We start from the raw sequence: 26096 nt of genomic DNA on the forward strand, positions 1-26096 counted from the left end.
GCGCGTGGACGGTCACGGGTCTGGTTGCGGTGGGGTTAGCTGCTGCAACAGCGCGCTGAAATCCATTGGCGTCGGCGGGTCGTCAGGCTTGCTGGCGCGCCCCGGCGCTGGCCCATAACGTAGCTCGGTTTCCTGACACAAGAGGCCGGTGCGGTTTTCCGCGGCGGTCATCCGGATGCTTGCGGGATGTATTTCCAGGCGGGAGTGTTGGCTGGTCAGGGTCACGGAGGATTTCCCATCGACGTTCAGCTTCTGCCCTGGGCTTAAATGGATATTCCCCGCGATGGAGCTTAGCGCTCGGCCATCAATCCAGATGCGTGGCCGCAGTAGCTGCGGGTCAGCGCTGTCCACCAGCCCGCAAATAACCGGCTGCTCGGGATCGTTATCGAAATGACTCAGCAGCACCTGGCTTCCTGCTAACAATTCCCGTGGCGCCTCGTCGGCTGGCGTTGCAATTGCCAACGGTAACCAAACGATCGCCTCTTCATTGGGCTGAGAGGTTGGCCAGTGCAGTTTTGCTTTAACGCGTCCTTGCGGGTCGCGTTTTGCCGGGTGACCGAGGACGCCGACTAACGTCGCGGTTTGCGGACCGTGAATCTGCGGTTTTTGCTGAATCAGCGGCGGGCGGTAGGGTAGGGTCCAGGGAATAACCCGAAAGTGATTTCTATATCCACGTATGAACGGCACATTTTCATCGCCGGTATCCGGAATCGAAATGGACAGCGGTGACGATTGATCGTCCTCAAGGAAGGCGCTACGCATGATGCTGTGGATATCTGCCCGGTCAAGTCCGTCCAGTACGTGGGGTTGTTTTACCCGATGGTGGACTTCGGTCAGTAGCCATTGATCGTTGAACACAGGGTCAGGATGAGCCAGCACCGAGAGTATCCGGCCGCTAACCAGACTGGGTTGGTCGCTGAGTCCGTACACGTGACGTCGTTCGCAGCGCAGGCGCTCCAACGCGCGTGCGCTCAACTGGCGTCGTCTCGCTTCCGCGGCGTCCGGCACCCGTCCTCGAAGCAGAGAGCCCCGCGCTTGATTGGCCGCAAAACCATAGACAGGCATCCGCAGAGGGTCCGGCTCGTCGGTGTTTGACGCTGAATCGTCAACACGGCGTGGGTATATGCTGTGGTCAGGGCTGATGGAGCCGATAGAGAAATGTTCAGTCATATGGCTGATTGTCGGGCCATGGTTGTCGCGCCGGTACTGATAGTGGGTTGGCGTCGGTAATTCCCGAAAAACGGCCGGGTCGTCAGCGAAAATCAGTAAATGCCGGTCACGGCTGTGCTCGAAACGGTAGTGGATACCTTCTTCCGCGCACAAACGCTGTAACAGCTGCAGATCGCTTTCGTCATATTGAGCGCGGGTTGCACAGAATGGATACGTGCCCACGGTTAATTCAAGGCGATACTGATCCTTACCGATGCCGTGTTCCTGGAGCAATCTCTGGAGGATCTGCGGCACGCTGGAACGTTGCAGCAGTCGCCGGTGGTAACGCTGTTGCATTGATTGCAGGCGCGGCTCGAGTGTCACGCGAAAATGGCTGATGCCGTTACCGACGTACAGCATGAGCGCGCTGCTGATTAGTCCATGAACGCCGTGATGCCCGTCGCCATAAGAAAGATAGGCAACACAAGCTGTCAGCATCCTGACGTCCAGGGTATCGCTGGGGCTTATGAGATCAATGTCGAATCGGTAAGGACGATTTAAACCTTCACTGCCGCTGAAGTGGATGACCTGCAGTTCCAGTGGGGTGTCGGCGACGGTCAACGTGACCAGTGTTTCCGTGTCTTGACTCAACTGCGCCTCCTTATTTGTGAAAGTCCGGTGCAGAGGGTACGGAATGCCGAGGGCGAACGTCAGAGTTGCGCCGTTTTTCGGAAAAGGACTACAAATTAAGGGCGCGTCCTACAAGGGTTATAGGCTTTCGGCTGTGGTACTGGGACGGTTCAGGGGTAAGCTGGGTCGCAGGGGGTTTCATCTGGCGTTATCGCGTATAAAATAGCCGCCAAATTCAGCGTATTGCCTCCGTCTCGTCAGCTGCCTGCTGATTACCGCGGTGGCCGTTATCAGCCACGGAACAAGAGAAGAACATGGGCGCACAGTGGAAGGTCAAGCATAAAGAAGCAGCATCCAACGCCAAAGGTCGCATATTCGGCAAGCTGTCCAAGGAAATCATGATTGCCGCGCGTGCGGGGGCTGATCCAGACACGAACGCGCATTTGAGGTTGGTCATCGAGCAGGCGAAGAAAGCCTCGATGCCCCGAGAAACCCTGGAACGCGCAATCAAGAAAGGCGCCGGCCTGCTAGGCGAAGGCGTGACCTTTGAGCGTCTGACGTATGAAGGGTTTGCGCCACACCGTGTGCCGGTGATTGTCGAGTGCCTGACCGACAACATTAATCGCACGGTATCGGAAATCCGGGTGTTGTTCCGCAAAGGGCAATTGGGTGCTGCGGGTTCGGTTTCGTGGGACTTCAATCATTTGGGTATGATCGAGGCCGTTCCGTCTGCTCCCGATGCCGATGCCGAGCTGGCGGCTATCGAGGCCGGTGCGCAGGATTTTGAGCCGGGTGAAGAGGGCGCTACGCTGTTTTTGACCGAGCTGACTGATTTGGACGCAGTGTGTAAAGCGCTGCCCGAGTTTGGTTTTACTGTGCAGTCGGCGCAGTTGGGTTATCGTCCGAAAAGCACGGTTGATGGCTTGAGTGATGAAGAAATGGCGGATGTTGAGGCGTTTCTGGAAGCGATTGACGGGCATGACGATGTGCAGAATGTGTATGTAGGGTTGGCTGGCTGAGTAAGCGGATTTAATTTTTCTGCACGCAGGCGAATCTTCCTATCCGGGTTACACACCAATTCTCCGTAGGAGCCAACTTGTTGGCGATCAAATAGGCGCCGCGGTCTACCGGAATACCGCAGCGCCGGTTTTCGCCAACAAGTTGGTGCCTACAGGGAATCGCGTTTATCTGGGGGAGCAAATTCCGCCAGCACCCGACTCACCTCAACAAACGAAGGCCGCGCCTGGACGTCGGCCTGGACGCAACGGGCCTGGAGTTCCCCCAGCTCATCCATGCCCTGCGACTCGCAGCGCTCCATCAACTCACCCAGCAATATCCCGAAAGCCCTGACTTCAATCCGCTCCAGCAACACGCTCTGCTGTGAAATTCCTGTGGGGTAAAACGACGCTGCGCCGAAATCGCCCAGCAAGCATTCACCGCGCGGGTCCCGCAGGATGTTGTGGCCATACAGGTCGCCATGGCTCAGGTGGCAGGCGTGCAGGTGCTCAGCCGCCGAGGCGATGCCACCCGCCAGGCGTAGCGCGGTGCTCAAGGAGAAGACAGTCCCGGGCTGGTAGATGTCGCGAGTACATGACTCAAGACTCGGCGGCCCTGCGAGGTTGACGAAGCTGGGGGCGATGAGTTGCATCACCAGGCCGACTTGCCCGTAGGGATGCTCTTCAATTTGCCCTTCAACGGCGATCAGGTTCGGGTGCGCCCCAGCGGCAATGCAGGCCGCCATTTCGTTCAGCGGTGAGCCGTCGCTGGTGATGCTGCCCTTATAGAGCTTGACCGCCACCGCTGCCGCTTGCTGTTCCGACGTCAGCCAAAGCGCCTGTTGGATCACACCGGAAGCGCCTTCGCCCAATTGCTGCTGCACCTGCAAGTGCGACCAAGGGATTTGCCTGATCGGTGTGTCCGCATGATGAGTGGCCATTGGATTACCGGCGTAGGCCAACCATGCCAGCGCGGGTAGTTTAAGCAGCCAGGCAGGCAAGGCGGTCAGGCGGTTGGCAGAGATGCGCAGCAGTTCAAGTTGGGCGCAGCGGGCCAGTGAATCCGGCAGTTGTTGCAGTTGGTTGCCGGCCAACATCAGTTTCTGCAACGCCGAACAGTCGCCCAACGTGTCGGGCAACGTTTCGATACAGTTATCCGTCAGGATCAGCCAGCGCAGTAGTGGCGGCAGGGCTGCGGCCGGGACGTGTCGAATCTGATTGGCCTTGAAACCGACGATTTGCAACTGACTGCACTGGCCGATACACGCTGGTAGCTCGGTGAATCGGTTTTCAGAGCAGAACAAAACACGTAAATTGATCAAGCGACTCAGATCGGCAGGCAGGCTGCTGAGTGCATTGCCGGTCAGGTTAAGAATCTCAAGCGAGTCGGCGAGGTCGAAAATTTCCGGCGGAAACTCAACCAGTCCACACGACAAATCCAGGCGTTTAGTGCCCGTCAATTTGCCTGCGCGAAGTCGTTCGAGGGTATGGGGGCGACTGTCTGCTCCCATGCTCAACGGTATCGGTCCAGGCAATTATCAATTAACTGAAACATGCGCTCCAGGGTGGGCGCCGCTTCTGAATACAGGATGCGATAAATCATCGGCGCAACAATGGCGTCCACCAGTTCTTCGGCGGGCGGTGCTGCTTCGCCGCGCACAAGGGCCCGATCAACAATGATTTGTAGCTGATCGCGAACGATAGAGGCACATTTGCTCGAACAGCTGGCGGCGCTGCCGACCACATCGCGCATCATTTCCCGTCCTGCTGCGGAATTCATATCGTCCAGGTATTGCTCGGTCCAACTTTGCAGATCGTCGCGCAAATTGCCGCAATTGATAGGAGCATCAGGACGCAAACGCTCAACCGCTGCATCAGCCAGCAAGCTGGTGAGGTCACCCCAGCGGCGATAGATGGTGGAAGGCGTTACGCCTGCGCGAAGAGCAATCATCGGCACGCTGATCGTCGCGCGATCATGTTCGAGCAACAAGTCACGGATAGCCGCGTGGATCGATTCCTGAACACGGGCACTGCGGCCACCCGTGCGAATACCTTCTTTAATAGCCATGCGGCAGACCTTAACACAAAGAATTTGCTTTAAGCGAAATCGCGTTGCACACTCGCAAAAGCTAACAATTGGCTTTAGCGGTTTGCATTTAATGGAGAGTGTACTCATGTCCCACCCTTTGCAGAACCCGTCTGCGGCGGTTCGTGCTAGCAGCAGTATTGGGTTTCTTGCCATCACCAACTTGTGCTTCTTCGCGGCATCGAGTGCGCCGACCCCGCTGTACCACTTGTATCAGCAAAGCTGGGGTTTCTCATCGGCAATGCTGACGCTGATATTTGCCGTATACGCGTTGAGTCTGTTGGTCGCTTTATTGGTAGCGGGTTCGTTATCAGACTACCTCGGCCGGCGCCCGGTGATTTTTGCCGGGCTGTTGCTTGAAATCATATCGATGGCATTGTTCATTGCTGCCACCGATGTCACCTGGTTGTTGACTGCACGTCTGCTGCAAGGCTTTGCCACGGGGATAGCTGCCAGCGCGTTGGGCGCCGCGTTGCTTGACTGTGATCAGGTGCAGGGACCGTTGCTCAATAGCGTTACGCCGTTGCTAGGCATGGCGGGTGGCGCGCTGGGCACCAGTGTGTTGGTGATTTATGCGCCCATGCCGCTGTCGCTGGCGTTCATTGTGTTGCTGATCGCTTTCGCATCCCAGGCGCTTTACCTGTGGCGATTGCCGGAAACCGTCAGCCCGCAACCCGGGGCATGGGCCTCACTTAGGCCGACGCTCAGCGTTCCGCCTCAAGCGCGACGCACCCTGTGGTTGGTCCTTCCGGTAGATGTCGCTGCGTGGGCGCTGGGTGGGTTTTATCTGTCGCTGACGCCTTCTTTGTTAGCGGCGGCCACCGGCTCCACCTCGGTGATTAATGGTGGGTTGGCCGTGGCCGCGCTGACCCTGAGCGGGGTGGTGGCGATTCTCAACCTGCGCAAGCGTGCGCCAATCCTGGCGCTGTTTATCGGTGCTAGTTGTTTGGGCGCCGGTGTGGCGGTGATTTTGCTGGCGGTTAACAGCGGATGGCTGTGGTTATTCTTCGTGGGCACGGTGATCACCGGCTGTGGTTTTGGCTCCGGATTTCTGGGCGCGTTGCGCTTGCTGCTGCCGCTGGCTCACGCCCATGAGCGTGCAGGACTGATGTCGACATTTTACGTGCTCAGTTACTTGGCGTTTTGTGTGCCGGCGTTGGTCGCCGGTATGTCCGCACACCGTTTTGGATTGATCGCGACGACCAATGTCTACGGCTCGGTGGTGATAGTCCTGGCGGCCCTGGCGCTGGCCGGTTTGTTCGTCCAGCGGCTGGCCAACGCCCGAGCGCTGCAACGTGGCTGAGACGACCGACAAAAGTCGTAGCTGATTTTCGCTGCGCATCTGCTAGGTTCATCTGTGTAAGCGAGATTCTCGTAAGTGCAATTCTCGAAAGTGCAGTTCGTAAGCCCTAATAAAAAAACCACAGGGATACCGATGAGCCAGCAGCAGATGAACTACGGACAGAGCCACGCGCATTCGATCGAAAACCCCGAAGCGTTCTGGGCTGAGCAGGCACGGCAAGTGGCCTGGTATCGCGCACCCGACACAACCCTGGAAACGCTGGCCGATGGCACGCACCGCTGGTTTGGTGACGGCCTGCTCAATAGCAGCTACCTGGCGCTGGATTATCAGATCGAACAAGGACGGGGGGACCAGACGGCGTTGATCTACGACTCGCCGGTCAGCTACAACAAAGTGCGTTACAGCTTTAACGAGCTGCGCGACGAGGTGGCGCGCTTGGCCGGGCTACTGCGTCAACTGGGGGTGGAGAAGGGCGACGGGGTCGTCATCTATATGCCGATGGTGCCGCAAGCCCTCATGGCCATGTTGGCCTGCGCCCGGTTGGGCGCTGTGCATTCAGTCGTGTTCGGCGGGTTCGCAGCCAATGAGCTGGCCCTGCGCATCGACGATGCTAAACCCAGGCTACTGCTCACCGCGTCCTGCGGCCTTGAATTTGATCGGGTCATCGAATACAAACCACTGGTTGATAAAGCCTTGGAGCTGGCCCGTCATCAGCCGCAACAGGTACTGGTATTGCAGCGTCCGCAGGCGGTGGCGCAGTTGCAGGTCGGGCGCGATTTGGATTGGCAAGACGCATTGGTTGGCGTCCAGCCAGCTGACCCGGTGCCGGTGGCTAGCAGCGATCCGTTGTACATCATGTACACCTCGGGCACTACCGGCCGGCCCAAAGGCATTGTCCGGGATAACGGCGGCAACGCGGTGGCCCTGATCTTTTGCATGACCACTGTCTATGGCCTGCAGCCCGGCGATGTTTGGTGGGGGATCTCTGACGTCGGTTGGGTGGTCGGCCATTCGATGATCGTTTATGGGCCGTTGATGGCCGGTTGCACAACGGTGCTGTACGAGGGCAAACCGATTCGTACGCCAGATGCCGGCAGCTACTGGCGGGTGATCGAGGAGCACCGAGTCAACGCCTTGTTCTGTGCGCCCACCGCCATGCGTGCGATTCGTAAGGCCGATCCGGACGGGGAATTAATCAAAAGCCGAGATCTGAGTTCCATTCGCCATTTGTTCATGGCAGGTGAAAAACTCGACTCCAGTACCCATGAGTGGCTCGAACAATTGACCGGCAAGCCCGTGCTGGATCACTGGTGGCAGACCGAAACCGGCTGGCCGGTGACTGCTCCGTGCATCGGCCTTGAAGGTCATCGCCCAGGTCCCGGCTCGAGTAACCGTGCGGTGCCGGGTTACGACGTGCAGATTCTCGGTGAACTCGGCGAACTGCTGGGGCCGGGCGAGCAGGGCTCGGTAGTCATAGCTTTGCCGTTGCCACCCGGTTGTAGCCAAACCTTGTGGAACGACCATCCGCGCTACCTGGACGCCTACCTGCACAGCTTCCCCGGTTATTTCCACACCGGCGACGGTGGTTATGTCGATGGGGAAGGTTTTGTCTACATCATGGGCCGTACCGACGATGTTATAAACGTCGCGGGTCATCGTTTGTCCACGGGTGAGATGGAGGACTTGGTCGGCCAGCACCCGGCAGTCGCCGAGTGTGCAGTGATCGGCGTGCACGACGACATCAAGGGCCAAGTGCCGCTTGGGATGATTGTGCTGAAGGACGGCATCGAAGAAAGTGCAGTGCAACTCCAGGGCGAAATGGTTGCCTTGGTCCGTGAACGGATCGGCGCATTGGCTTGCCTGCAGCGAATCGTGGTGGTCAAGCGCCTGCCCAAAACCCGGTCCGGCAAAATCCTGCGCGCCGTGCTGCGAAAAATAGCGGACGGAGAAACCTTCACACCGCCCTCAACCATCGACGACCCGGCGATATTGGCGGAAATCAGCAGCGCGTTGGGTAGGTCTCTTTGATGTACATAACACTACAGAGGTTCGTGTACATGTAGATACAGCGTCATGCCGAAGGATTGGTTTGCGCAATGAACCAAACGTTCGAAAACGCTACTATGCTCGTGACCGACCCACTTTGAGCGTTCGCCCGGCGAGCGCCATGACCCCAAGGAATGAACATGAGCGTGTGGCTTAACACTCCCGTCCTCGAACATCTCAATTCGATGCAGAAAAACACCATTGGCGAGTTGCTCGACATTCGGTTCGAGAGCTTCGATGACAATTCGCTGACGGCGAGCATGGTGGTCGATCAGCGTACCCATCAGCCTTATGGCCTGTTGCACGGCGGCGCGTCGGTGGTACTGGCCGAAACCGTGGGCTCGACGGCCAGCTATTTGTGTATCGACCCGAAAAAATTCTTTTGCGTGGGGCTGGAAATCAACGCCAACCACTTGCGCGGTTTGCGTAGCGGGCGAGTGACGGCCGTTGCCCATCCCGTGCACATCGGCCGCACCACCCATGTGTGGGATATCCGCTTGACCAGCGACGAAGGCAAGGCCAGCTGTATCTCCCGGCTGACCATGGCGGTCGTGCCGCTGGGCGAACAACCTCCGACTCGTTGATTCCTCAGCAACGATGACCTAAGTGCCACTGTGGATGGCGGTTACGGTCATTGCCGAGTGCATGGCGGGTGCGCACAATTGCCACTGGGTTTCGCTATGGACGCATTCGCATGTCACAACCGGTGTTTTTCGCTCACGCCAACGGCTTCCCATCGGCCACGTACGGCAAGCTGTTTTCCGCCCTGGCACCGGATTTCGCGGTTGCGCACTTACAGCAGCATGCCCATGACCCGCGATTTCCAGTGGACGATAACTGGCTGAACCTGGTCGACGAGCTGATTTATCACCTCAAGCAGCAGCCTGAACCAGTGTGGGGTGTGGGCCATTCATTAGGTGGAGTGTTGCATTTCCATGCGGCACTGCGCTGTCCCGAGCTGTACCGCGGGGTGGTCATGCTGGATTCACCAGTACTGACCCTGGCCGATCAGCTGATGATTCGTGCGGCCAAGCGCTTCGGCTTCATTGACCGCATTACCCCGGCTGGACGCACGTTGGGACGTCGCGAAGCGTTTGCCGACATGGGCGCCGCCCGCCAGTATTTTGCGGGCAAGACCCTGTTCCGCCGTTTTGATCCTGAATGCTTCGATGCTTACCTGCTGCACGGTTTGCAGCAGGACGGTGAGCAGTTGCGCCTACGCTTCGACCCGGCCACCGAAATTAGCATTTACCGCAGCGTGCCCCACACCAGTCCTGGCCGCACACAGCAGTTGCAAGTGCCATTGGCCGTCGTCAGGGGAAACCACAGTCGTGTGGTTATGCGTCACCACGCCAGTTCGGTGAAGCACTTGCCCCTGGGTGAATCGTTGTCGATGCCCGGAGGGCATATGTTTCCCCTGGAGCGCCCGCAGGAAACCGCAGACTTGCTCAAGCAGGTATTCGCTCGCTGGAACCTGGCGCGCACCGAGAGGGCCAGCGCATGAGCGCCGCGGTTGAGGAAGTTCGGCTGAGCCTGCCTCACATCGAGCTGGCCGCGCATTTGTTCGGACCCGAAGACGGCCAACCAGTGATTGCGCTGCACGGCTGGCTGGACAACGCCAATAGCTTCGCGCGCCTGGCACCGCAACTCAAAGGGCTGCGCATCGTGGCCCTGGATCTGGCCGGGCACGGGCATTCTGATCATCGCCCGGTAGGTGCCGGTTATTCCTTGTGGGATTACGCACACGACGTGCTACGGGTGGCCGAGCAACTGGGCTGGCAGCGCTTTTCCCTGATGGGGCACTCCCTGGGCGCGATTATTTCAGTGGTGCTGGCGGGCGCATTACCTGATCGAATCACGCGTCTGGCATTGATCGATGGCGTGATTCCACCTACTGGCGAAGCGGCCACTGCAGCGGAACGGTTAGGCTCGGCCTTGCAGGCTCAGTTGAACCTGTCAGATAAACGCAAACCGGTTTACAGCACCCAGGACGGTGCTGTGGAAGCGCGAATGAAAGGCATGGTTGCAGTGAGCCGAGAAGCGGCAGAATTGCTGGCTCAGCGGGGACTGATGCCGGTGCCCGGCGGATATACCTGGCGCAGCGATAACCGTCTGACCTTGGCCTCCCCCATACGTCTTACCCGCGAACAAGCGATGGCTTTCGTTAAGCGCGTCAGTTGCCCGACACAATTGGTAGTAGCTGGACAGGGCATGCTCGCCCAGCACCCCGAGCTGTTATCGCAGTTGCCGTTCGAGGTCACGACCCTGCCTGGGGGGCACCATTTGCACTTGAATGACGAGGAGGGTGCGCGCTCTGTTGCAGACTGTTTCAATCGCTTTTACGCCGTTCCTTGACTTGCGGCAGGCAACTGCCGAGGCTGGGCGGATTGAAACAGGAGATGACCTGATGGATCACTGTATTACCCCCGTCTATACCCCGTTCCAACCCGCCCATGACGTGGCGATCCGATGAAAGCACGCATGGGTTTATTGAGCGTTCTTGGGGTATCGATCAGTAGCTCGCTGCTCAGCACGTTGCTGTACGCCGCTGATATCTCCGGCAGTCATGATTTGGACATAACGCCCAGGGTGCTTGATGCTGAAATCGTCGATTACCGTCCACCCGTGGAGCTGGAGCGCATCTATCCCCTGGGTTCAATCCGCAAAATAAGCGGTCAATTGCGTTTTGATGGACAGGTCAGCGCCAAAGGCAGCGCAACTGCCGTGACCTACGAATTACCCACCGAACACACCTCCGACGAAGCCTTTACGGCAACCCGCGAGGCCCTGCAAAAACAGGGCGCCGAGTTGCTGTTTTGGTGCCAGGCCCGGGACTGCGGTGAAAGCAGCTTGTGGGCCAACGAAGTGTTCGGTAATTCCAAACTGTATGGCGCCGACGATCAGCAGGCTTATTTGTTGCTGCGTCTGGCCGCACCCAAGAACGATACCCTGGTGGCGTTGTACGGCATAACACGGGGCAATCGCCGGGCCTATTTGCACATCGAGCAATTCGATTCCGCCGCGCCGCTGGGGGATTTGCTGCCAACATCCGCCACCCTGCTGCGCCAACTGAAAAGTACCGGCAAGCTTGAGTTCCCGAAGCTGAGCGCAGAGCCACAGGACACCTGGACCACGCTGATTTCCCGTGGGCTCAACCTGGACAGCACCTTGCGGGTGACGGTTTCCGGGGCACATGCCGAGGCCTGGCGTCAGGCACTCATCGCTAAAAGCGTGCGGGCGGCTCGCCTTGAGGCGGGCAGTGCGGATACGCCGGGGCTGGTCATCGAGCTTATTCGCTGACACCGCTCATACCCTGAGAAGCGGCGAATACTGGCACAGTCAGTGTTCGCCGTTATGCTTGTACCTTCCGTGCATTTTTTCGAGATAGCCCATGTTGAATAATGATCGCCTGCTGGTGCAGATATTGCTCTTGGCACTGCTGGGCGCCTGTCTCTGGGTGATGGCGCCGTTTTGGTCGGCCTTGTTCTGGGGCGCGGTCCTGGCATTCGCCAGTTGGCCGCTGATGCGGGTGTTGACGCGCTGGCTCAATGGCCGGGAGTCGTTGGCGGCAGGCTTGCTGACGTTGATCTGGATGTTGCTAGTGGCCGCGCCCTTGGTCTGGCTCGGCTTCAACCTGGCGGACCACGTGCGTGACGCGACCTTGTTCATCAAAGATGTGCAGGTAGACGGCCTGCCTGAGCCGCCGGTGTGGTTGGCCGGTGTGCCGTTTGTTGGCGAGCGACTGGTGGGTTATTGGAACACCATTGATCAGCAGGGTGCGGCAGCCATGATTGCGATCAAGCCCTACTTGGGTCAGGTCGGCAATTGGCTGTTGGCCCGTAGTGCGCAGATTGGCGGCGGGATTCTCGAAATTACCTTGAGTCTGGTGTTTGTGTTTTTCTTCTACCGTGACGGCCCACGACTGGCGGCGTTTGTTCTCGGTTTGCTGGAGCGCTTGATTGGCGACCGTGCCGGCTATTACCTGGACTTGGTGGCCGGGACTGTTCAACGGGTCGTGAACGGGGTAATCGGCACGGCGGCCGCCCAAGCGGTATTGGCGTTTATCGGTTTTTTGATCGCCGGTGTGCCGGGGGCGCTGGTGCTGGGGATTGGGACTTTCTTGCTCAGTCTGGTGCCCATGGGCCCGCCGCTGATCTGGATACCGGCTACCGCATGGCTGGCCTGGAAGGGCCAATACGGCATGGCGATTTTCCTCGGCATCTGGGGCACGTTTATCGTCAGCGGCGTCGACAACGTGCTCAAGCCGTACTTGATCAGTCGTGGCGGCAACCTGCCGTTGGTGATCGTGCTGCTGGGGGTATTTGGCGGCTTGCTGGCGTTCGGCTTCATCGGCTTGTTCATCGGCCCCACCTTGCTAGCGGTGGCCTACAGCTTGTTGATGGACTGGAGTGCATCGAAAAACAAACGCCCTGAAACGCCAACCAGCCTTTAGCCACGCCCCTAACGAAACCGCCGCAGCACCTGAGTGTTGCGGCGGTTTGTTTGTCAGGCGGCCACGTTCAGGTGTTTGCCAACAGGCTTGCTGCCGTCGGTGTCGTAACGTTGGCTAAGCGCCGCGACCATTTTGCTAAGTGCCAAGGCTGCGGCATTTTTCGCTTCGGTGGTGCTTTGGCCCGTGGTACTGCTATCGGTAGTGCTGGTGTCGCTGTTCAGGTTGCTGGTCAACGCTGAGGTCAGTTCATCAAGGCTGATGCTGCCGCTGCTGTCGCTGTCAAGGCTGCTTAACAGCGAACCGGCATCGTTTGCGCTACTGCTTGAACTACTGGCGCTGCTGGAACTGCTGCTTTGCAGGGCGCTGCTCAGTTCACTGGCACTGATACTGCCATCATCGTTGCTGTCAAGCTGGCTAAACAGCTGAGCGCTGGAATCCTGTGCAGGTGGCGGCGGTGGCGGCGCAGATGAAGCTTGCAGGGCGCTGCTCAGTTCATCGAGGCTGACGGTACCGTCCTTGTTGGTGTCCAGCGCGGAGAAAATCTTCGAACTGTCCGCGCTACTGTCAGCCGTGCCGAGGGCCGTTTTCAGTTCATCACTGCTGATTGAACCGCTGCCGTCGCTGTCCAGGTAACTCATCAGGTCATCAGCGACGTCAGTGGACGGTTGCGCAGGCGGCTGAGGCGGCGCCATGGCAGACAGCTCGGTTGCGTCGAGGCTATCGTCGTCATTGCTGTCGAGGCTGCTAAACGCCTTGCTCAGGCTGACCAAGACCCCGTCTTTACTGTCTGACGTCTCAGCGGAACTGAGTTCGTCCTTGCTAATGCTGCCATCGCCGTTGGTGTCCAGTTTTGCCAGCAACTCTGCCTGAAACTTCTTGCTCGCCGCGCTGGCGGTTGCGGTCGCGCTTGAGCTGGTATAACTCGAATAACCGCTGCTGCTACTGACGCCACTGATCATTGGACTGACTCCCTCAAATTGGATAAGCCGGTGACGGTGCACCGGCTTATGCAAGATCAGGTCTGTAGATGTCGGCGGTATGTGGACTTTGTACCGCTGTCGGACTGTAATTTCATATCTGGAACGGTACGTGCCAACGTGTCGGCCAGGGTCCTTCGGAGGTCATCGCAGCGTTCGGCAGGTCATGCACAGGTATGTGCCTTACTCCGCCACGGTGTGATGCCGTTTATCCAGTGCCCCTGCCACCGTCAGGGCGTCCGCTTCGTCTTCGGTAATTGGCACGTCCTTGCCATCAATCTGGGCTTCGGACATGTGAGTGGTGTCATTGGTGATGACCACCACCTCGATAACAGCGCTTTCATAGCGGACATCGTCGATCACTGCCGAGCAATGCTCACGGGTAGGGTCGAATTCTACGGGCATGGCCGTTCTCCTTTTCCTGACGGGTAACCGTGTGACTCTCGCTGCGGTTTAACGTTCTGCTTGCGCACTTCTGACTGTCCAGACGGTCCATTGTTCGGGGACGCTAACAGGGAGCAAGTCGTTATGGATGCTTGGTGGAACGAAGTCTGGCTGACGCTTCAATCAGAATTTTCCGATATTACGGATGCATCTCAACTGACTCGTATAGTTGTTCGCTTGCTGATCGCAGCCATCCTGGGCGGAATGCTTGGCTTCGAGCGTGAGCAGAAGGGCAAGGCAGCCGGGATGCGTACCCACATGCTGGTGTCCACGGGCGCCGCACTGTTCGTATTAGTGCCGGCCATTGCCGGTTCCGGTGCGTCGGACATCAGCCGAGTGGTCCAGGGCATTGTCGCTGGCATTGGCTTTTTGGGAGCAGGCACCATTCTAAAAGGCCATGAAAGCGATACCGCCAGCGTAAAAGGCCTGACCACCTCAGCCGGGCTGTGGATGACTGCTGCAATAGGGGTATCGGCAGGCATGGGCCGTGAAGCGACAGCCGTGCTCAGTGCGCTGTTGGCATTGATCGTCCTGGCACTGATGCCTAAGGTCGCAGCGTCCATGGGGCCGAAATCGACACCCAAAGACGACAACCCCCACGAGTAATGACGTGGGGTTGCCCTATCAAGTTCGATGCAGGCCGCAGTCATAAGCCCTCTCGTCGAGAATCGCAGGTGATTTCTCGGCAGGCGGGTCGCCTTTAGGCGGCTCAATTACCGGCGGCATGGTCGGTGGCGGGTCGTCCTCGGGCGGTGGCACCGGCAACGCAGGGTCATCAATCATTGGGTCCGGCGTTTCAGCGGGGATCGGGATATTCATCAATTCACCTCCAAGTCCGTCAGGCGTTCACGTTTTCCAGCGCTTCAGGGATTCGACCGCTACGATTCGAGGATTACGCCATAAGGATTGGCCTCCGATCTAGGCATCCACATCTGAGTCAGTAAGAGGCCCATTGACACATTGTTGATCTCCGTCATCCCCCTAAATGATTCCTCCCCTCGCATGCACCCCATTTCTACGCCTAAGCTCAGCGCAACCCCTCAAACCCTTTTGAACTTTTCACCTCGGGCGGCGTTCGGAAACTATGCGGCCCGGTACGGTGATTTCAGCGCAGGATGGGCCCAATCTTTTTTAAACTGTGATTTTTGCCGGTGAGCGTCTTTATCTTCTATACGGGGAAGGGCGTGAGGAGTGATGCTCGATGAATGTGACTGCAGATCAGCCCTACGGTCCGGATTCCTTGGCCAGTGATGTACCGCAGCAGACTCAACCTTTAACCCTGACGCAGGCCCTGCAATTGCCGCGCATTGTGATCGAAGACACGATGCCGACGATTGAAGGCGGGCTGTTTGCGGTCAAGGCGATCGTCGGGAAGCCGATTGTGGTGACCAGTAAGGTATTTGCCGACGGCCACGACAAGCTGGCGGTGGTCATTCTTTGGCGCGCTGCCGATAACGATGAATGGCACCGCGCGCCTATGCAGGATTTGGGCAACGACAGCTGGCGGGGCGAGTTCACGCCGACCTCTGTCAGCCGTACCTTGTTCCGCCTCGAAGCCTGGATCGATCAGTTCGCCAGTTTTCAGTATGAGCTGCAGAAAAAGCACACCGCAGGTGTGCCCATCGAGCTGGAGCTGGAAGAGGGCCGTATTCATCTGACCAAAGCCATGGAGCGTCACGAAGGCGCGCTGCATGATCGCCTGGCTGAGGTCATTGAGCAGTTCGGGAAAAGTGAACCCGACGCACAGGTTTTGCTGTTGCAGAACCGCGAGACCACCGCCCTGATGGCCAAGGCCGAGAGCCATGCATACCTGAGCCGCAGCGTCGATTTTCCGGTCGATGTTGAGCGCGAATTGGCGCAGTTCGCCAGTTGGTACGAACTGTTTCCGCGTTCGGTCACTGACGACCCGGCCCGTCACGGCACGTTTAACGATGTGTTGGGTCGGCTGCCGATGATTCGCGACATGGGCTTCGACGTGTTGTATTTCCCGCCGATTCATCCCATCGGTCGCGCTCATCGCAAGGGGCCGAACAATTCCCTGCACGCTGGCCCTGATGACCCTGGCAGCCCTTACGCCATTGGCAGTGAGGAGGGCGGTCATGACGCTATACACCCGCAGTTGGGCAGTCGGGTGGACTTCCGCAATCTGATTAAAACCGCTGCGGAACACGGCCTGGAAATCGCTTTGGACTTCGCCATTCAGTGTTCCCAGGACCATCCGTGGCTCAAAGAACATCCAGGTTGGTTCTCATGGCGTCCAGACGGCTCGATTCGTTACGCCGAGAACCCGCCGAAAAAATATCAGGACATTGTCAACGTCGACTTTTATGCGCCCGACGCGATTCCAAGCTTATGGCTTGAGCTGCGCGACGTGGTGTTGGGTTGGGTTGAAGAAGGCGTCAAGATTTTCCGGGTCGATAATCCGCACACCAAACCGCTACCGTTTTGGCAGTGGATGATTGCCGACATTCGCCACGAGCACCCGGACGTGATGTTCCTCGCCGAGGCGTTCACCAAACCGGCGATGATGGCGCGACTGGGCAAAGTCGGGTATTCCCAGAGCTATACCTACTTCACTTGGCGTAACACCAAGGCTGAGCTGGCGGAATACTTCACCCAGCTGAACGAGACGCCATGGCGAGATTGCTATCGTCCAAATTTCTTCGTCAACACGCCAGATATCAACCCCGGTTTTCTGCATGAGTCCGGACGCGCTGGATTTTTGATCCGTGCCGCGCTAGCCACCATGGGTTCAGGGTTGTGGGGAATGTATTCCGGGTTCGAGCTCTGCGAATCGGCGCCGGTGCCGGGTAAAGAAGAATACCTGGACTCGGAGAAATACGAGATACGTCCGCGGGACTACACCGCGCCGGGCAACATCATTGCCGAAATTGCCCAACTCAATCGCATTCGCCGTCAGAACCCTGCGTTGCAAACGCATTTGGGGCTGAAGCTTTACAACGCCTGGAACGACAACATTTTGTATTTCGGCAAACGCAGCGCGGACGGCAGCAACTTCATTTTGATCGCCGTCAGCCTTGATCCGGTCAACGCCCAGGAAGCAACGTTTGAACTACCGCTTTGGGAGATGGGTCTGTCCGACGATGCCGTCACGTCGGGTGAAGACTTGATGACCGGACATCGCTGGAACTGGGCTGGCAAGTACCAATGGATGCGTATAGACCCGACTTATCAACCGTTTGGCATTTGGCGTATCCAGACCACGAATTAACAAGGAATTGAAGATGGCGAAGAAACCCAGGAGTGCGGCCTTTATCGATGACCCGCTGTGGTACAAGGACGCGGTCATTTATCAGGTTCACGTAAAGTCTTTTTTTGATTCAAACAATGATGGTATTGGGGATTTCCCGGGCCTGATAGCCAAGCTCGACTACATTGCCGAACTCGGGGTCAATACCATCTGGCTGCTGCCGTTTTACCCGTCCCCGCGTCGGGATGATGGCTATGACATTGCCGATTACCGTGGCGTGCACACCGACTACGGCACCATGGCCGATGCCAGGAAGTTCATCGCCGAGGCTCACAATCGTGGGCTACGGGTCATTACTGAATTGGTTATCAACCACACCTCGGACCAACACCCGTGGTTCCAGAAGGCACGCGCCTCCAAGCGGGGCTCAAAAGCCCGAGACTTCTATGTGTGGTCAGACACCGACCAGAAGTACGACGGTACGCGGGTTATTTTTATCGATACCGAGACGTCCAACTGGACCTGGGACCCGGTCGCTGGTCAGTACTTCTGGCACCGGTTCTATTCACACCAGCCGGACCTGAACTTTGACAATCCGGCGGTGATGGCCGCGGTACTGGAAGTAATGCGTTACTGGCTGGACATGGGCATCGATGGCCTGCGCCTGGATGCCATTCCGTACTTGATCGAGCGCGACGGCACCAACAACGAAAACTTGCCTGAGACTCATCAGGTGCTGAAGAAAATTCGCGCGGAGATCGACGCCAATTATCCAGACCGCATGCTGCTGGCCGAAGCCAACCAGTGGCCGGAAGATACGCAACAATACTTTGGCGACCGAAAAGGCAAAGACGGCGATGAATGCCACATGGCTTTTCACTTTCCGTTGATGCCACGCATGTACATGGCCGTCGCCCAGGAAGACCGTTTTCCGATCACCGACATTTTGCGTCAAACGCCGGAAATTCCGGAAAACTGCCAATGGGCAATTTTCCTGCGTAACCACGATGAGTTGACCCTGGAAATGGTCACTGATCGGGAACGTGATTACCTGTGGAATTATTACGCCGCTGACCGCCGTGCGCGGATCAACCTTGGCATCCGTCGTCGTTTGGCGCCGCTGGTGCAACGAGATCGACGCCGGGTTGAGCTGCTTAACAGCATGTTGCTGTCGATGCCGGGTACGCCAACCTTGTACTACGGTGACGAGATCGGCATGGGCGACAACATCTACCTCGGCGACCGTGACGGCGTGCGCACACCGATGCAGTGGTCCATCGACCGCAACGGTGGCTTCTCCCGTGCCGACCCGGCCAGCCTGGTACTGCCGCCGATCATGGACCCGCTGTACGGTTATCAATCGGTCAACGTCGAGACGCAAAACAACGACCCACATTCGCTGCTGAACTGGAATCGCCGGATGTTGACGGTGCGCAAACAGCAGAAGGCGTTTGGCCGTGGCACATTGAAAATGCTCTCGCCAAGCAACCGTCGGATTTTGGCCTACACCCGTGAATACACAGGTCCGGATGGCAAGACCGAAATTATCCTGTGCGTGGCCAACGTGTCTGCGGCCGCACAAGCCGCAGAGCTGGAACTGGCGCCGTTTGCCGGCATGGTCCCTGTCGAGATGTTGGGCGGCAGTGCGTTTCCGCCGATTGGACAATTGACGTATTTGCTGACATTACCGCCCTACGGTTTTTACTGGTTCTTGCTGGCGTCTGAAAACCAGATGCCGAGTTGGCACAAAGAGCCGGCGCAGAGCCTGCCGGACTTCCCGACCATGGTGCTGAAAAAACGCCTGGAAGAATTGCTCGACGAACCATTGCGCAGTGTCATGGAGAAGGACTCGTTGGCGGCTTATCTGCCAAAGCGTCGTTGGTTCGCGGGCAAAGACAAAATTATCGACGAGGTCAAAATCGCTTACGCCGTACGTTTTGGCTCTGTGCAGTTCCCGGTGTTGCTGAGCGAAATTGAAGTGACCGCGGGCGATCATAAAGGCCGCTACCAATTGCCGTTCGGTCTATTGGCAGAAGATGACATCAGCAGTGCGTTGCCACAGCAATTGGCGTTGGCACGGGTCCGCCGAGGACGCCAGGTGGGTTTCATTACTGATGCGTTTACGCTTGAAACTTTCATCCGCGCAGTGATCCAGGGCATGCAGGCCAGTACCGTGTTGCCGTTTAACGGAGGCGAGCTGCGTTTCGAGCAGACGCCGGAAATGACTCATCTGGGACTAACCAGCGAATCCGAAGTGCGCTACCTGTCGGCCGAACAGTCCAACAGTTCAGTGGTGGTGGGCGGCAATCTGGTGCTGAAGATGATCCGTCGCGTTGCGGCGGGTACTCACCCCGAACTGGAAATGGGGGCGTATCTGACGGCGGCCGGTTTCAAACAAATTTCGCCGTTGCTGGGTTCAGTGGTGCGAGTCGATGAGGAGGGGCAAGAAAATCTGTTGATGATTGCTCAGGGCTACCTGAGCAATCAGGGCGATGCGTGGGAATGGACGCAGAACAACTTAGAGCGCGCGGTACGTGATGAGATGGCTCACGGGCGCTCTGACCTGGATCAACACTTCAATGCACTATTGGAACTCACCGATTTCTCGGGCTTATTGGGTCAGCGTCTCGGCGAGATGCACCAGGTATTGTCGGCCCCGACGGACGATCCTGATTTCGTCGCTGAAATCACCAGCGCCGATGACAGCCAAGCGTCCGGTAACAGTGTTGCGGCACAAATGGAACGCGCCCTTGAGTTGCTCGAACTGAACAGGGACAAACTAGAGTCGGACGATCAGGCGTTGGTCGATAAGCTGTTGGGTCAACGTAAGAAGGTGCTTGCGCATATTAAAAATCTGGCCAAGCGTTCCGTAGGCGGCTTGCGCTTACGGGTGCACGGTGACTTGCACTTGGGCCAAGTGTTGGTGGTCAAAGGCGATGCTTACCTGATCGACTTTGAAGGCGAGCCAGCGCGACCCCTCATTGAGCGCCGGGCCAAATACAGCCCGTTTAAAGACGTTAGCGGCGTGTTACGTTCGTTCGACTATGCTGCCGCCATGGCCGTGCGCAATGCCCAGGCCGTCGACACCTCAGATGAAGCGAAAGCGGCGCGTCGCACCGTGTCCGACTCGTACCTGGCCCAGTCCCGGGAAGCGTTTATCGAAGGGTATCGGGCCGCCACAATCGGTATGGCGCACAAGTGGAAGGACAGCAAAGGCGAAGCCGCCGCGCTGGAATTGTTTACCCTGGAAAAAACCGCTTATGAAGTAGTCTACGAGGCAGAGAACCGCCCCGCGTGGTTGGCCGTACCTTTGCAAGGCCTACGTGGACTGCTGACTTTGTCTGATGGAGAACCAACATGAATGCACCTAAGGAACACAGCAAGGACAAAGTGCAAATGTTGCCCGGCGCGGTCGACATGGACGCATTGATTCGTGCCGAACACCACGACCCGTTTTCGATGCTCGGCCCCCATGACGACGGCAAGGGTGGGCAATTCATCCGCGCTTACTTGCCTGACGCACTGAGCGTTAAAGTGTTGGCCCGTGACGGCGAGCAAGAACTGACCACCCTGGAAATGAGTTCAACCCCGGGTTTTTTTGTCGGGCATTTGCCGAACACACAACCCTATCTGCTAAAGATCAGTTGGGCCGGCGGGGAGCAGATCACCGAAGACACCTACAGCTTTGGTCAGCTGCTGGGCGAGATGGATCTGTACTTGTTCGCTGAAGGCAATCACCGGGATTTGAGCAACTGCTTAGGCGCTCAAGTCACTAACGTCGACGGCATTGACGGTGTGCGCTTCGCGGTATGGGCGCCCAATGCGCGTCGCGTCTCGGTGGTCGGCTCGTTCAACAACTGGGACGGTCGTCGCCATCCGATGCGTGCGCGTTATCCGTCCGGCGTGTGGGAAGTGTTCATTCCGCGGCTTCAGCCGGGGGAAGCTTACAAATACGAGATTTTAGGCGCCAATGGGATTTTGCCATTGAAGGCCGACCCGGTGGCACTGGCTACGCAAATGCCACCCGAGACGGCATCGGTGGTAGCTACGCCAATGAACCATGAATGGCAGGACGGCGGGTGGATGGAATCCCGTGCCCAGCGTCATTTGCCTAAAGCACCGCTGTCGATCTACGAGTTGCACGCCGGGTCATGGCAGCTCGATCACAGCGATGAATTCGTGGTGCGCCAGTACACCTGGAAAGAGTTGGGTGATCGCCTGATTCCTTACATCAAGGAACTGGGTTTTACCCACATCGAATTGATGCCGATCATGGAGCACCCTTTTGGTGGTTCATGGGGTTATCAGCCGTTGTCTCAGTTCGCTCCGACCGCGCGCTACGGCTCACCGCAGGATTTCGCGGCCTTCGTTGATGCCTGCCACCAGGCCGACATTGGGGTGATTCTTGATTGGGTTCCGGCGCATTTTCCAACCGATACCCACGGCCTGGCGCAGTTCGACGGCACTGCACTGTATGAATACGGCAACCCGCAAGAAGGCTTTCACCAAGACTGGGACACGCTGATCTATAACCTGGGCCGCACCGAAGTTCACGGGTTTATGCTCGCCTCGGCGTTGCATTGGCTCAAGCATTTCCATGTCGATGGCCTACGAGTCGACGCAGTGGCTTCGATGTTGTATCGGGATTATTCACGCAAAGCCGGGGAGTGGGTGCCTAACCGCCACGGTGGTCGTGAAAATCTGGAAGCCATTGATTTCCTGCGCCACCTCAATGACGTTGTCGCACTGGAAGCGCCGGGCTCCATGGTGATCGCCGAAGAGTCCACGGCATGGCCCGGCGTCAGTCAGACGACGCAGCAGGGCGGTTTGGGTTTTCAGTACAAATGGAACATGGGCTGGATGCACGACACCCTGCACTACATGCAGCAGGATCCGATTCACCGTGCCCATCACCACAGTGAGTTAAGTTTCGGTCTGGTCTATGCGTGGTCCGAGAAATTCGTGCTGCCGATTTCCCACGATGAAGTGGTTCACGGCAAGCACTCGTTGATCGACAAGATGCCGGGCGATCGCTGGCAGAAATTTGCCAACTTGCGCGCTTACCTGTCGTTTATGTGGACCCATCCAGGCAAAAAATTGTTGTTCATGGGCTGTGAGTTTGGCCAATGGCGCGAGTGGAACCACGACGAGCAACTTGATTGGTATTTGCTGCAGTATGCCGAGCATATAGGCGTCAAGAAGCTGGTCAGTGACCTTAACCGGCTTTATCGCCAGGAGCCGGCGTTGCATGAGCGCGATTGTGAGCCCCAGGGCTTCCAGTGGGTGATCGGCGATGACATGGTCAACAGCGTGTTTGCTTATATGCGCTGGAGCAAGGAAGGCGAGCCGGTACTGGTGGTGGCCAACCTTACACCGGTGCCGCGCTTGGGTTATCAGGTGGGGGTGCCATTCGACGGGCCATGGGTTGAACTGCTGAACAGCGACGCCGAGATGTACGCCGGTTCCAACATCGGTAATGGCGGAGAAGTGAATGCCGTTGAGGGTAAAAGCCACGGCCAGCCGCATTCGCTGTCGCTGAACTTGCCGCCGCTGGCGGTGTTGATCTTGAAGCCCAGGTCGCAAGAGTAAGGGGACTGACGGGCGCCGCGGCTGAAACCGCGGCGCTTACGTTGGTGGGCTCAGGATCGCCCGTTTTCCGGGTTAAAGATGCACTTCTACGGTCAGCGGTAAATGATCTGACAAATGACTCCACGGACGGTTGCCCAAAATCCGCGGCGAATGGCTGGTGGCATTGCGCAGATAAATACGGTCAAGGCGCAGCATCGGCAACCGCGCCGGGTAGGTTCTCGCCAATGAACCGGCATGCCGCTCAAATACTTCATGCAGATAGTCGCAACGCGCCAGACGCAGGTTGCCCTGCAACTGCCAATCATTGAAATCCCCCGCAATAATAACCGGCGCATGGCTTGGCAGTGACTCAAGCAGCTTGCACAGCAGGTCCAGCTGTAATTGCCGATGGCTCTCCAGCAAACTCAAATGCACGCAGATCGCGTGCACTTCGTCGTGCCCTGGCACCTGCAGTATGCAATGCAACAGGCCGCGTCGCTCAGGCCCAACAATGGACACATCGAGATTGCGCTGTTGCAGGATCGGATACTTTGAGAGCAGGGCGTTGCCATGATGGCCGTCTGGGTAAACGGCGTTTTGACCGTAGGCGAAATCGCTCCACATGCTGTCAGCGAGAAATTCGTAGTGAGAGGTCAGGGGCCACCCAGGGTGCCGCGAGGCATGGCCATCGTGGCTGCCCATGACCTCTTGCAAAAACACCAGGTCGGCGCTGGTGCTGCGCACGGCTTCGCGCAATTCGGGCAGGATGAAGCGCCGATTGAAGGCGGTAAAACCTTTGTGAGTGTTCATCGTCAGTACCCGCAGACGGTGAACGGCTGGAAGTTCTGTCAGGTCGACAGGGGTGGCGTTACTTCCTGCTGAGTCGGGAGCCACTCTGACACTCCTTGAACAAGGGATCTGTTAATGGGACTGATCGCCGCAATGGCAGTTCATCCTTTTCGTCAATAGCGCGGGCGGCGCGACAAACAGATGGTCAAGGTCAACCCGGCTACCGACAAAGCGGCCGCGCAGAGAAAAATCGACGCATAGCCCAGGCCTAAGGCAATAGTGCCCATGATTGGACCGGCGATCGCCAATGCCAGATCGAAGAACACCGCATAAGCGCTAAGTCCCGCACCGCGACTGGAGTTGGGTACCTGTTTGATCGCCTCGACCCCCAGGGCCGGGTACACCAGCGACAAGCCAAAGCCGGTCAGCCCCGCGCCGATCAGTGCAAATTCAGTGCTGGGAGAAATCCACAGCATCACCAGGCCAACGGTTTCGACGGCCATGCAGGCAATGGCAGCATTGAACCCGCCGAAGCGTTTGATGGCGTTAATGAAGATCAGGCGCGACAGGATAAAACATACCCCGAACACCGTCAGGCAATAGGCCGCGCCTTTCCAGCCTCGGCTCAGGTAGAACAGGGTAACGAAGGTGGTCAAGGTGCCGTAACCGATAGAGGCCAGCGTCAGGCTTAGACCGAACGGTGCGACACGGCCGAATACCGACCAGAACGGCATGCGTTCACCACGGACGACCGGCACTGACGGCTTGTTACGAATCAGCAGCAGCGCCGATAGCGAAATGATCGACAAGGCGACGCCGAGACTGATGAAGCCCAGCCCATCGACCATGAGCACGCCAACGGGGGCGCCAATGGCAATAGCGCCGTACGAGGCGATGCCGTTCCAGGAAATCGCCTTGGCGGTGTGTTCCGAGCCGACTTGGCCGATGCACCAACTGATGGTGCCTACGCCGATCAAGCCTTGGGCGATGCCGAGAAATACGCGGGCGACGATGAGTATCGTCAGGGCCAGGTCTGGCACGCTTTCAAGCAAGGTAGCTGTCAGGGTCATAAAGCCGCTGATGACGATCCCCGACAAGCCATAGATGATGGCGCGCTTGGTGCCAATGCTGTCCGCCACACGCCCCGCCAGCGGACGGCTCAGCAGCGTCGCCAGGTATTGCGCACCCACCGTAACCCCCGCTATGACCGGGCTGAAGCCCAGTTGATCGTGGACATACCCCGGAACCACCGCTATGGGCAAACCGATGCACAGAAAGGCAACAAATGTATAAAACACGATTGAGACGATCTGTAAGGTGATCGCCACGGAGCTCGGCGGTATGACGGGGGATGGCGAAGGTTGGGCGGCAGACATGGCTCATTCGCTGGCAGGCGGTTGGAGTTCGCCATGATGGCGTGCGCAGAGCATAAAAGGAAGCTGGCTAACGATCGAGTTGCACACTGCTGGGCCATGGCCCCTGATCTGTGGATTGCCCCAAGTCCCGTGTCATGCCCACAGGGATTTCGGAACATGCCGGAGATTTCCGTATTGCACAAAAAAAACCTGTCACCAGGACAGGGTTTTTTTTAGACAATAACTAAATCAGAACACAACGCCTTGGCTGCGCAGGTAGTCATCGTAAGTGCCGCTGAAGTCGACTACGCCGCTTGGGCTCAGCTCGATAATCCGAGTAGCCAACGATGATACGAACTCACGGTCATGGCTAACGAAGATCAAGGTGCCTGGGTAGTTTTCCAGTGCGAGGTTCAATGCCTCGATGGATTCCATGTCCAAGTGGTTGGTCGGTTCGTCCATGATCAACACGTTCGGCTTTTGCAGGATCAGCTTGCCGAACAGCATGCGGCCTTGCTCACCACCGGAAATCACTTTGACCGACTTGAGGATTTCATCGTTGGAGAACAGCATCCGGCCCAAAGTACCGCGAACGATCTGCTCGCCGCCTTGAGTCCAGCGACCCATCCAGTCGAACAGGTTGGATTCATCTTCGAAATCAGAAGCGTGATCCTGAGCGTAATAGCCCAGCTCAGCCGCATCCGTCCATTTGACCGTACCGGCATCCGGCGATAGCTCGTTGACCAGTGTGCGAAGCAGAGTCGTTTTGCCGATACCGTTCGGGCCGATGATCGCTACGCGTTCGCCTGCTTCAACCACGAAGCTGAAGTCCTTGAACAGCGGTTTGCCATCGAAACCTTTGGCCATGCGCTCGACGATAACCGCCTGACGGTGCAGCTTCTTGTTCTGTTCGAAACGAATGAACGGGCTGACACGGCTGGAAGGCTTGACCTCGGCCAAGTGGATCTTGTCGATCTGCTTGGCGCGGGAGCTGGCCTGCTTGGATTTCGAGGCGTTGGCGGAGAATCGGCTAACGAACGATTGCAGTTCGTTGATCTGTGCTTTCTTCTTGGCGTTGTCCGACAGCAAC

At 57.7% G+C, this 26096-nt stretch carries 21 protein-coding genes; 12 read left to right on the top strand and 9 right to left on the bottom strand.

The window, feature by feature from the left end:
* Positions 1-12 precede the first annotated feature (12 nt).
* Positions 13-1800, bottom strand: coding sequence for a type VI secretion system Vgr family protein (gene tssI, locus JWR17_RS06220; protein WP_299829356.1), 1788 nt, complete (start codon positions 1798-1800; stop codon positions 13-15).
* A 293-nt stretch (positions 1801-2093) separates the two neighbouring features.
* On the opposite strand from tssI, the gene JWR17_RS06225 reads away from it, so the two are divergent.
* Positions 2094-2798, top strand: a complete 705-nt coding sequence (locus tag JWR17_RS06225) for a YebC/PmpR family DNA-binding transcriptional regulator (protein WP_299829358.1) — start codon at positions 2094-2096, stop codon at positions 2796-2798.
* 149 nt (positions 2799-2947) lie between these two features.
* Here the strand turns inward: JWR17_RS06225 and JWR17_RS06230 are convergent, their stop codons facing one another.
* Both JWR17_RS06230 and JWR17_RS06235 read right to left on the bottom strand, forming a co-directional pair.
* Positions 2948-4285 carry a leucine-rich repeat-containing protein kinase family protein gene (locus tag JWR17_RS06230; protein ID WP_299829360.1) on the bottom strand — a complete coding sequence of 446 codons (1338 nt, stop codon included), beginning with the start codon at positions 4283-4285 and terminating at the stop codon, positions 2948-2950.
* Positions 4286-4287: 2 nt separating this feature from the next.
* Entirely contained in the window at positions 4288-4842 is a 555-nt protein-coding gene (locus tag JWR17_RS06235; protein WP_299829362.1) for a TetR/AcrR family transcriptional regulator, read from the bottom strand.
* Positions 4843-4948: 106 nt separating this feature from the next.
* Between JWR17_RS06235 and JWR17_RS06240 the strand changes: the two genes are divergently transcribed.
* From JWR17_RS06240 to JWR17_RS06270, 7 genes are all read left to right on the top strand, one after another.
* Positions 4949-6163, top strand: a complete 1215-nt coding sequence (locus JWR17_RS06240; protein WP_299829363.1) for an MFS transporter — start codon at positions 4949-4951, stop codon at positions 6161-6163.
* A 147-nt stretch (positions 6164-6310) separates the two neighbouring features.
* Positions 6311-8191, top strand: a complete 1881-nt coding sequence (locus JWR17_RS06245) for a propionyl-CoA synthetase (RefSeq protein ID WP_299829394.1) — start codon at positions 6311-6313, stop codon at positions 8189-8191.
* Positions 8192-8349: 158 nt separating this feature from the next.
* Positions 8350-8793: a hotdog fold thioesterase gene (locus tag JWR17_RS06250; RefSeq protein ID WP_299829364.1), complete on the top strand. Its 444-nt coding sequence runs from the start codon at positions 8350-8352 to the stop codon at positions 8791-8793.
* 110 nt (positions 8794-8903) lie between these two features.
* A complete protein-coding gene (locus JWR17_RS06255) occupies positions 8904-9713 on the top strand; it encodes an alpha/beta hydrolase (RefSeq protein ID WP_299829365.1) in 810 nt (269 codons plus the stop codon).
* Complete coding sequence (locus tag JWR17_RS06260; protein WP_299829366.1) at positions 9710-10564, top strand: alpha/beta hydrolase; 855 nt, start codon at positions 9710-9712, stop codon at positions 10562-10564. The genes JWR17_RS06255 and JWR17_RS06260 overlap by 4 nt, the downstream gene beginning before the upstream one ends.
* 114 nt (positions 10565-10678) lie before the next feature.
* Positions 10679-11509 carry a DUF4892 domain-containing protein gene (locus tag JWR17_RS06265; RefSeq protein ID WP_299829367.1) on the top strand — a complete coding sequence of 277 codons (831 nt, stop codon included), beginning with the start codon at positions 10679-10681 and terminating at the stop codon, positions 11507-11509.
* Between the two features lie 91 nt (positions 11510-11600).
* On the top strand, positions 11601-12662 hold the full coding sequence (locus JWR17_RS06270; RefSeq protein WP_299829368.1) for an AI-2E family transporter: 1062 nt from the start codon (positions 11601-11603) through the stop codon (positions 12660-12662).
* 53 nt (positions 12663-12715) lie between these two features.
* On the opposite strand, the gene xopAW is transcribed toward JWR17_RS06270, so the two are convergent.
* On the bottom strand, positions 12716-13621 hold the full coding sequence (gene xopAW / locus JWR17_RS06275) for a XopAW family type III secretion system calcium-binding effector (protein WP_299829370.1): 906 nt from the start codon (positions 13619-13621) through the stop codon (positions 12716-12718).
* Positions 13622-13822: 201 nt separating this feature from the next.
* On the bottom strand, positions 13823-14044 hold the full coding sequence (locus JWR17_RS06280) for a DUF3203 family protein (protein ID WP_299829372.1): 222 nt from the start codon (positions 14042-14044) through the stop codon (positions 13823-13825).
* Positions 14045-14167: 123 nt separating this feature from the next.
* On the opposite strand from JWR17_RS06280, the gene JWR17_RS06285 reads away from it, so the two are divergent.
* A complete protein-coding gene (locus tag JWR17_RS06285) occupies positions 14168-14689 on the top strand; it encodes an MgtC/SapB family protein (protein WP_299829375.1) in 522 nt (173 codons plus the stop codon).
* Positions 14690-14707: 18 nt separating this feature from the next.
* Here JWR17_RS06285 and JWR17_RS06290 read toward each other — a convergent pair whose 3' ends face one another.
* Positions 14708-14902, bottom strand: a complete 195-nt coding sequence (locus tag JWR17_RS06290) for a hypothetical protein (protein ID WP_299829377.1) — start codon at positions 14900-14902, stop codon at positions 14708-14710.
* A gap of 382 nt (positions 14903-15284) precedes the next feature.
* Here JWR17_RS06290 and JWR17_RS06295 point away from each other — a divergent pair, with 382 nt between their 5' ends.
* Genes JWR17_RS06295 through glgB form a run of 3 tightly spaced genes read left to right on the top strand, consistent with a single transcriptional unit; the run spans position 15285 to position 22883 of the window.
* Positions 15285-17315: an alpha-1,4-glucan--maltose-1-phosphate maltosyltransferase gene (locus JWR17_RS06295; RefSeq protein WP_299829380.1), complete on the top strand. Its 2031-nt coding sequence runs from the start codon at positions 15285-15287 to the stop codon at positions 17313-17315.
* A 13-nt stretch (positions 17316-17328) separates the two neighbouring features.
* Positions 17329-20655, top strand: a complete 3327-nt coding sequence (gene treS / locus JWR17_RS06300) for a maltose alpha-D-glucosyltransferase (protein WP_299829382.1) — start codon at positions 17329-17331, stop codon at positions 20653-20655.
* A complete protein-coding gene (gene glgB, locus JWR17_RS06305; RefSeq protein ID WP_299829384.1) occupies positions 20652-22883 on the top strand; it encodes a 1,4-alpha-glucan branching protein GlgB in 2232 nt (743 codons plus the stop codon). The genes treS and glgB overlap by 4 nt, the downstream gene beginning before the upstream one ends.
* Positions 22884-22955: 72 nt before the next feature.
* On the opposite strand, the gene JWR17_RS06310 is transcribed toward glgB, so the two are convergent.
* From JWR17_RS06310 to JWR17_RS06320, 3 genes are all read right to left on the bottom strand, one after another.
* Positions 22956-23672 (bottom strand): endonuclease/exonuclease/phosphatase family protein, encoded by a 717-nt coding sequence (locus tag JWR17_RS06310; RefSeq protein ID WP_299829396.1) that lies wholly within the window; start codon positions 23670-23672, stop codon positions 22956-22958.
* A gap of 152 nt (positions 23673-23824) precedes the next feature.
* A complete protein-coding gene (locus tag JWR17_RS06315) occupies positions 23825-25027 on the bottom strand; it encodes an MFS transporter (RefSeq protein ID WP_299829386.1) in 1203 nt (400 codons plus the stop codon).
* Positions 25028-25255: 228 nt separating this feature from the next.
* Positions 25256-26096, bottom strand: an 841-nt coding sequence (locus JWR17_RS06320) for an ATP-binding cassette domain-containing protein (protein ID WP_299829388.1), incomplete at its 5' end; no start/stop codon positions are given.

Source organism: Pseudomonas sp. (genome assembly GCF_028293835.1).
Taxonomy (GTDB): domain Bacteria; phylum Pseudomonadota; class Gammaproteobacteria; order Pseudomonadales; family Pseudomonadaceae; genus Aquipseudomonas.

Coding starts and splice junctions, on each gene's coding strand:
- JWR17_RS06310 (WP_299829396.1), bottom strand. CDS start 23,672: ATGAACACTCACAAAGGTTTTACCGCCTTCAATCGGCGCTTCATCCTG.
- JWR17_RS06250 (WP_299829364.1), top strand. CDS start 8,350: ATGAGCGTGTGGCTTAACACTCCCGTCCTCGAACATCTCAATTCGATG.
- JWR17_RS06230 (WP_299829360.1), bottom strand. CDS start 4,285: ATGGGAGCAGACAGTCGCCCCCATACCCTCGAACGACTTCGCGCAGGC.
- JWR17_RS06295 (WP_299829380.1), top strand. CDS start 15,285: ATGAATGTGACTGCAGATCAGCCCTACGGTCCGGATTCCTTGGCCAGT.
- xopAW (WP_299829370.1), bottom strand. CDS start 13,621: ATGATCAGTGGCGTCAGTAGCAGCAGCGGTTATTCGAGTTATACCAGC.
- JWR17_RS06285 (WP_299829375.1), top strand. CDS start 14,168: ATGGATGCTTGGTGGAACGAAGTCTGGCTGACGCTTCAATCAGAATTT.
- JWR17_RS06235 (WP_299829362.1), bottom strand. CDS start 4,842: ATGGCTATTAAAGAAGGTATTCGCACGGGTGGCCGCAGTGCCCGTGTT.
- JWR17_RS06240 (WP_299829363.1), top strand. CDS start 4,949: ATGTCCCACCCTTTGCAGAACCCGTCTGCGGCGGTTCGTGCTAGCAGC.
- treS (WP_299829382.1), top strand. CDS start 17,329: ATGGCGAAGAAACCCAGGAGTGCGGCCTTTATCGATGACCCGCTGTGG.
- JWR17_RS06265 (WP_299829367.1), top strand. CDS start 10,679: ATGAAAGCACGCATGGGTTTATTGAGCGTTCTTGGGGTATCGATCAGT.
- JWR17_RS06245 (WP_299829394.1), top strand. CDS start 6,311: ATGAACTACGGACAGAGCCACGCGCATTCGATCGAAAACCCCGAAGCG.
- JWR17_RS06290 (WP_299829377.1), bottom strand. CDS start 14,902: ATGAATATCCCGATCCCCGCTGAAACGCCGGACCCAATGATTGATGAC.
- JWR17_RS06280 (WP_299829372.1), bottom strand. CDS start 14,044: ATGCCCGTAGAATTCGACCCTACCCGTGAGCATTGCTCGGCAGTGATC.
- JWR17_RS06270 (WP_299829368.1), top strand. CDS start 11,601: ATGTTGAATAATGATCGCCTGCTGGTGCAGATATTGCTCTTGGCACTG.
- JWR17_RS06225 (WP_299829358.1), top strand. CDS start 2,094: ATGGGCGCACAGTGGAAGGTCAAGCATAAAGAAGCAGCATCCAACGCC.
- JWR17_RS06315 (WP_299829386.1), bottom strand. CDS start 25,027: ATGTCTGCCGCCCAACCTTCGCCATCCCCCGTCATACCGCCGAGCTCC.
- JWR17_RS06255 (WP_299829365.1), top strand. CDS start 8,904: ATGTCACAACCGGTGTTTTTCGCTCACGCCAACGGCTTCCCATCGGCC.
- glgB (WP_299829384.1), top strand. CDS start 20,652: ATGAATGCACCTAAGGAACACAGCAAGGACAAAGTGCAAATGTTGCCC.
- JWR17_RS06260 (WP_299829366.1), top strand. CDS start 9,710: ATGAGCGCCGCGGTTGAGGAAGTTCGGCTGAGCCTGCCTCACATCGAG.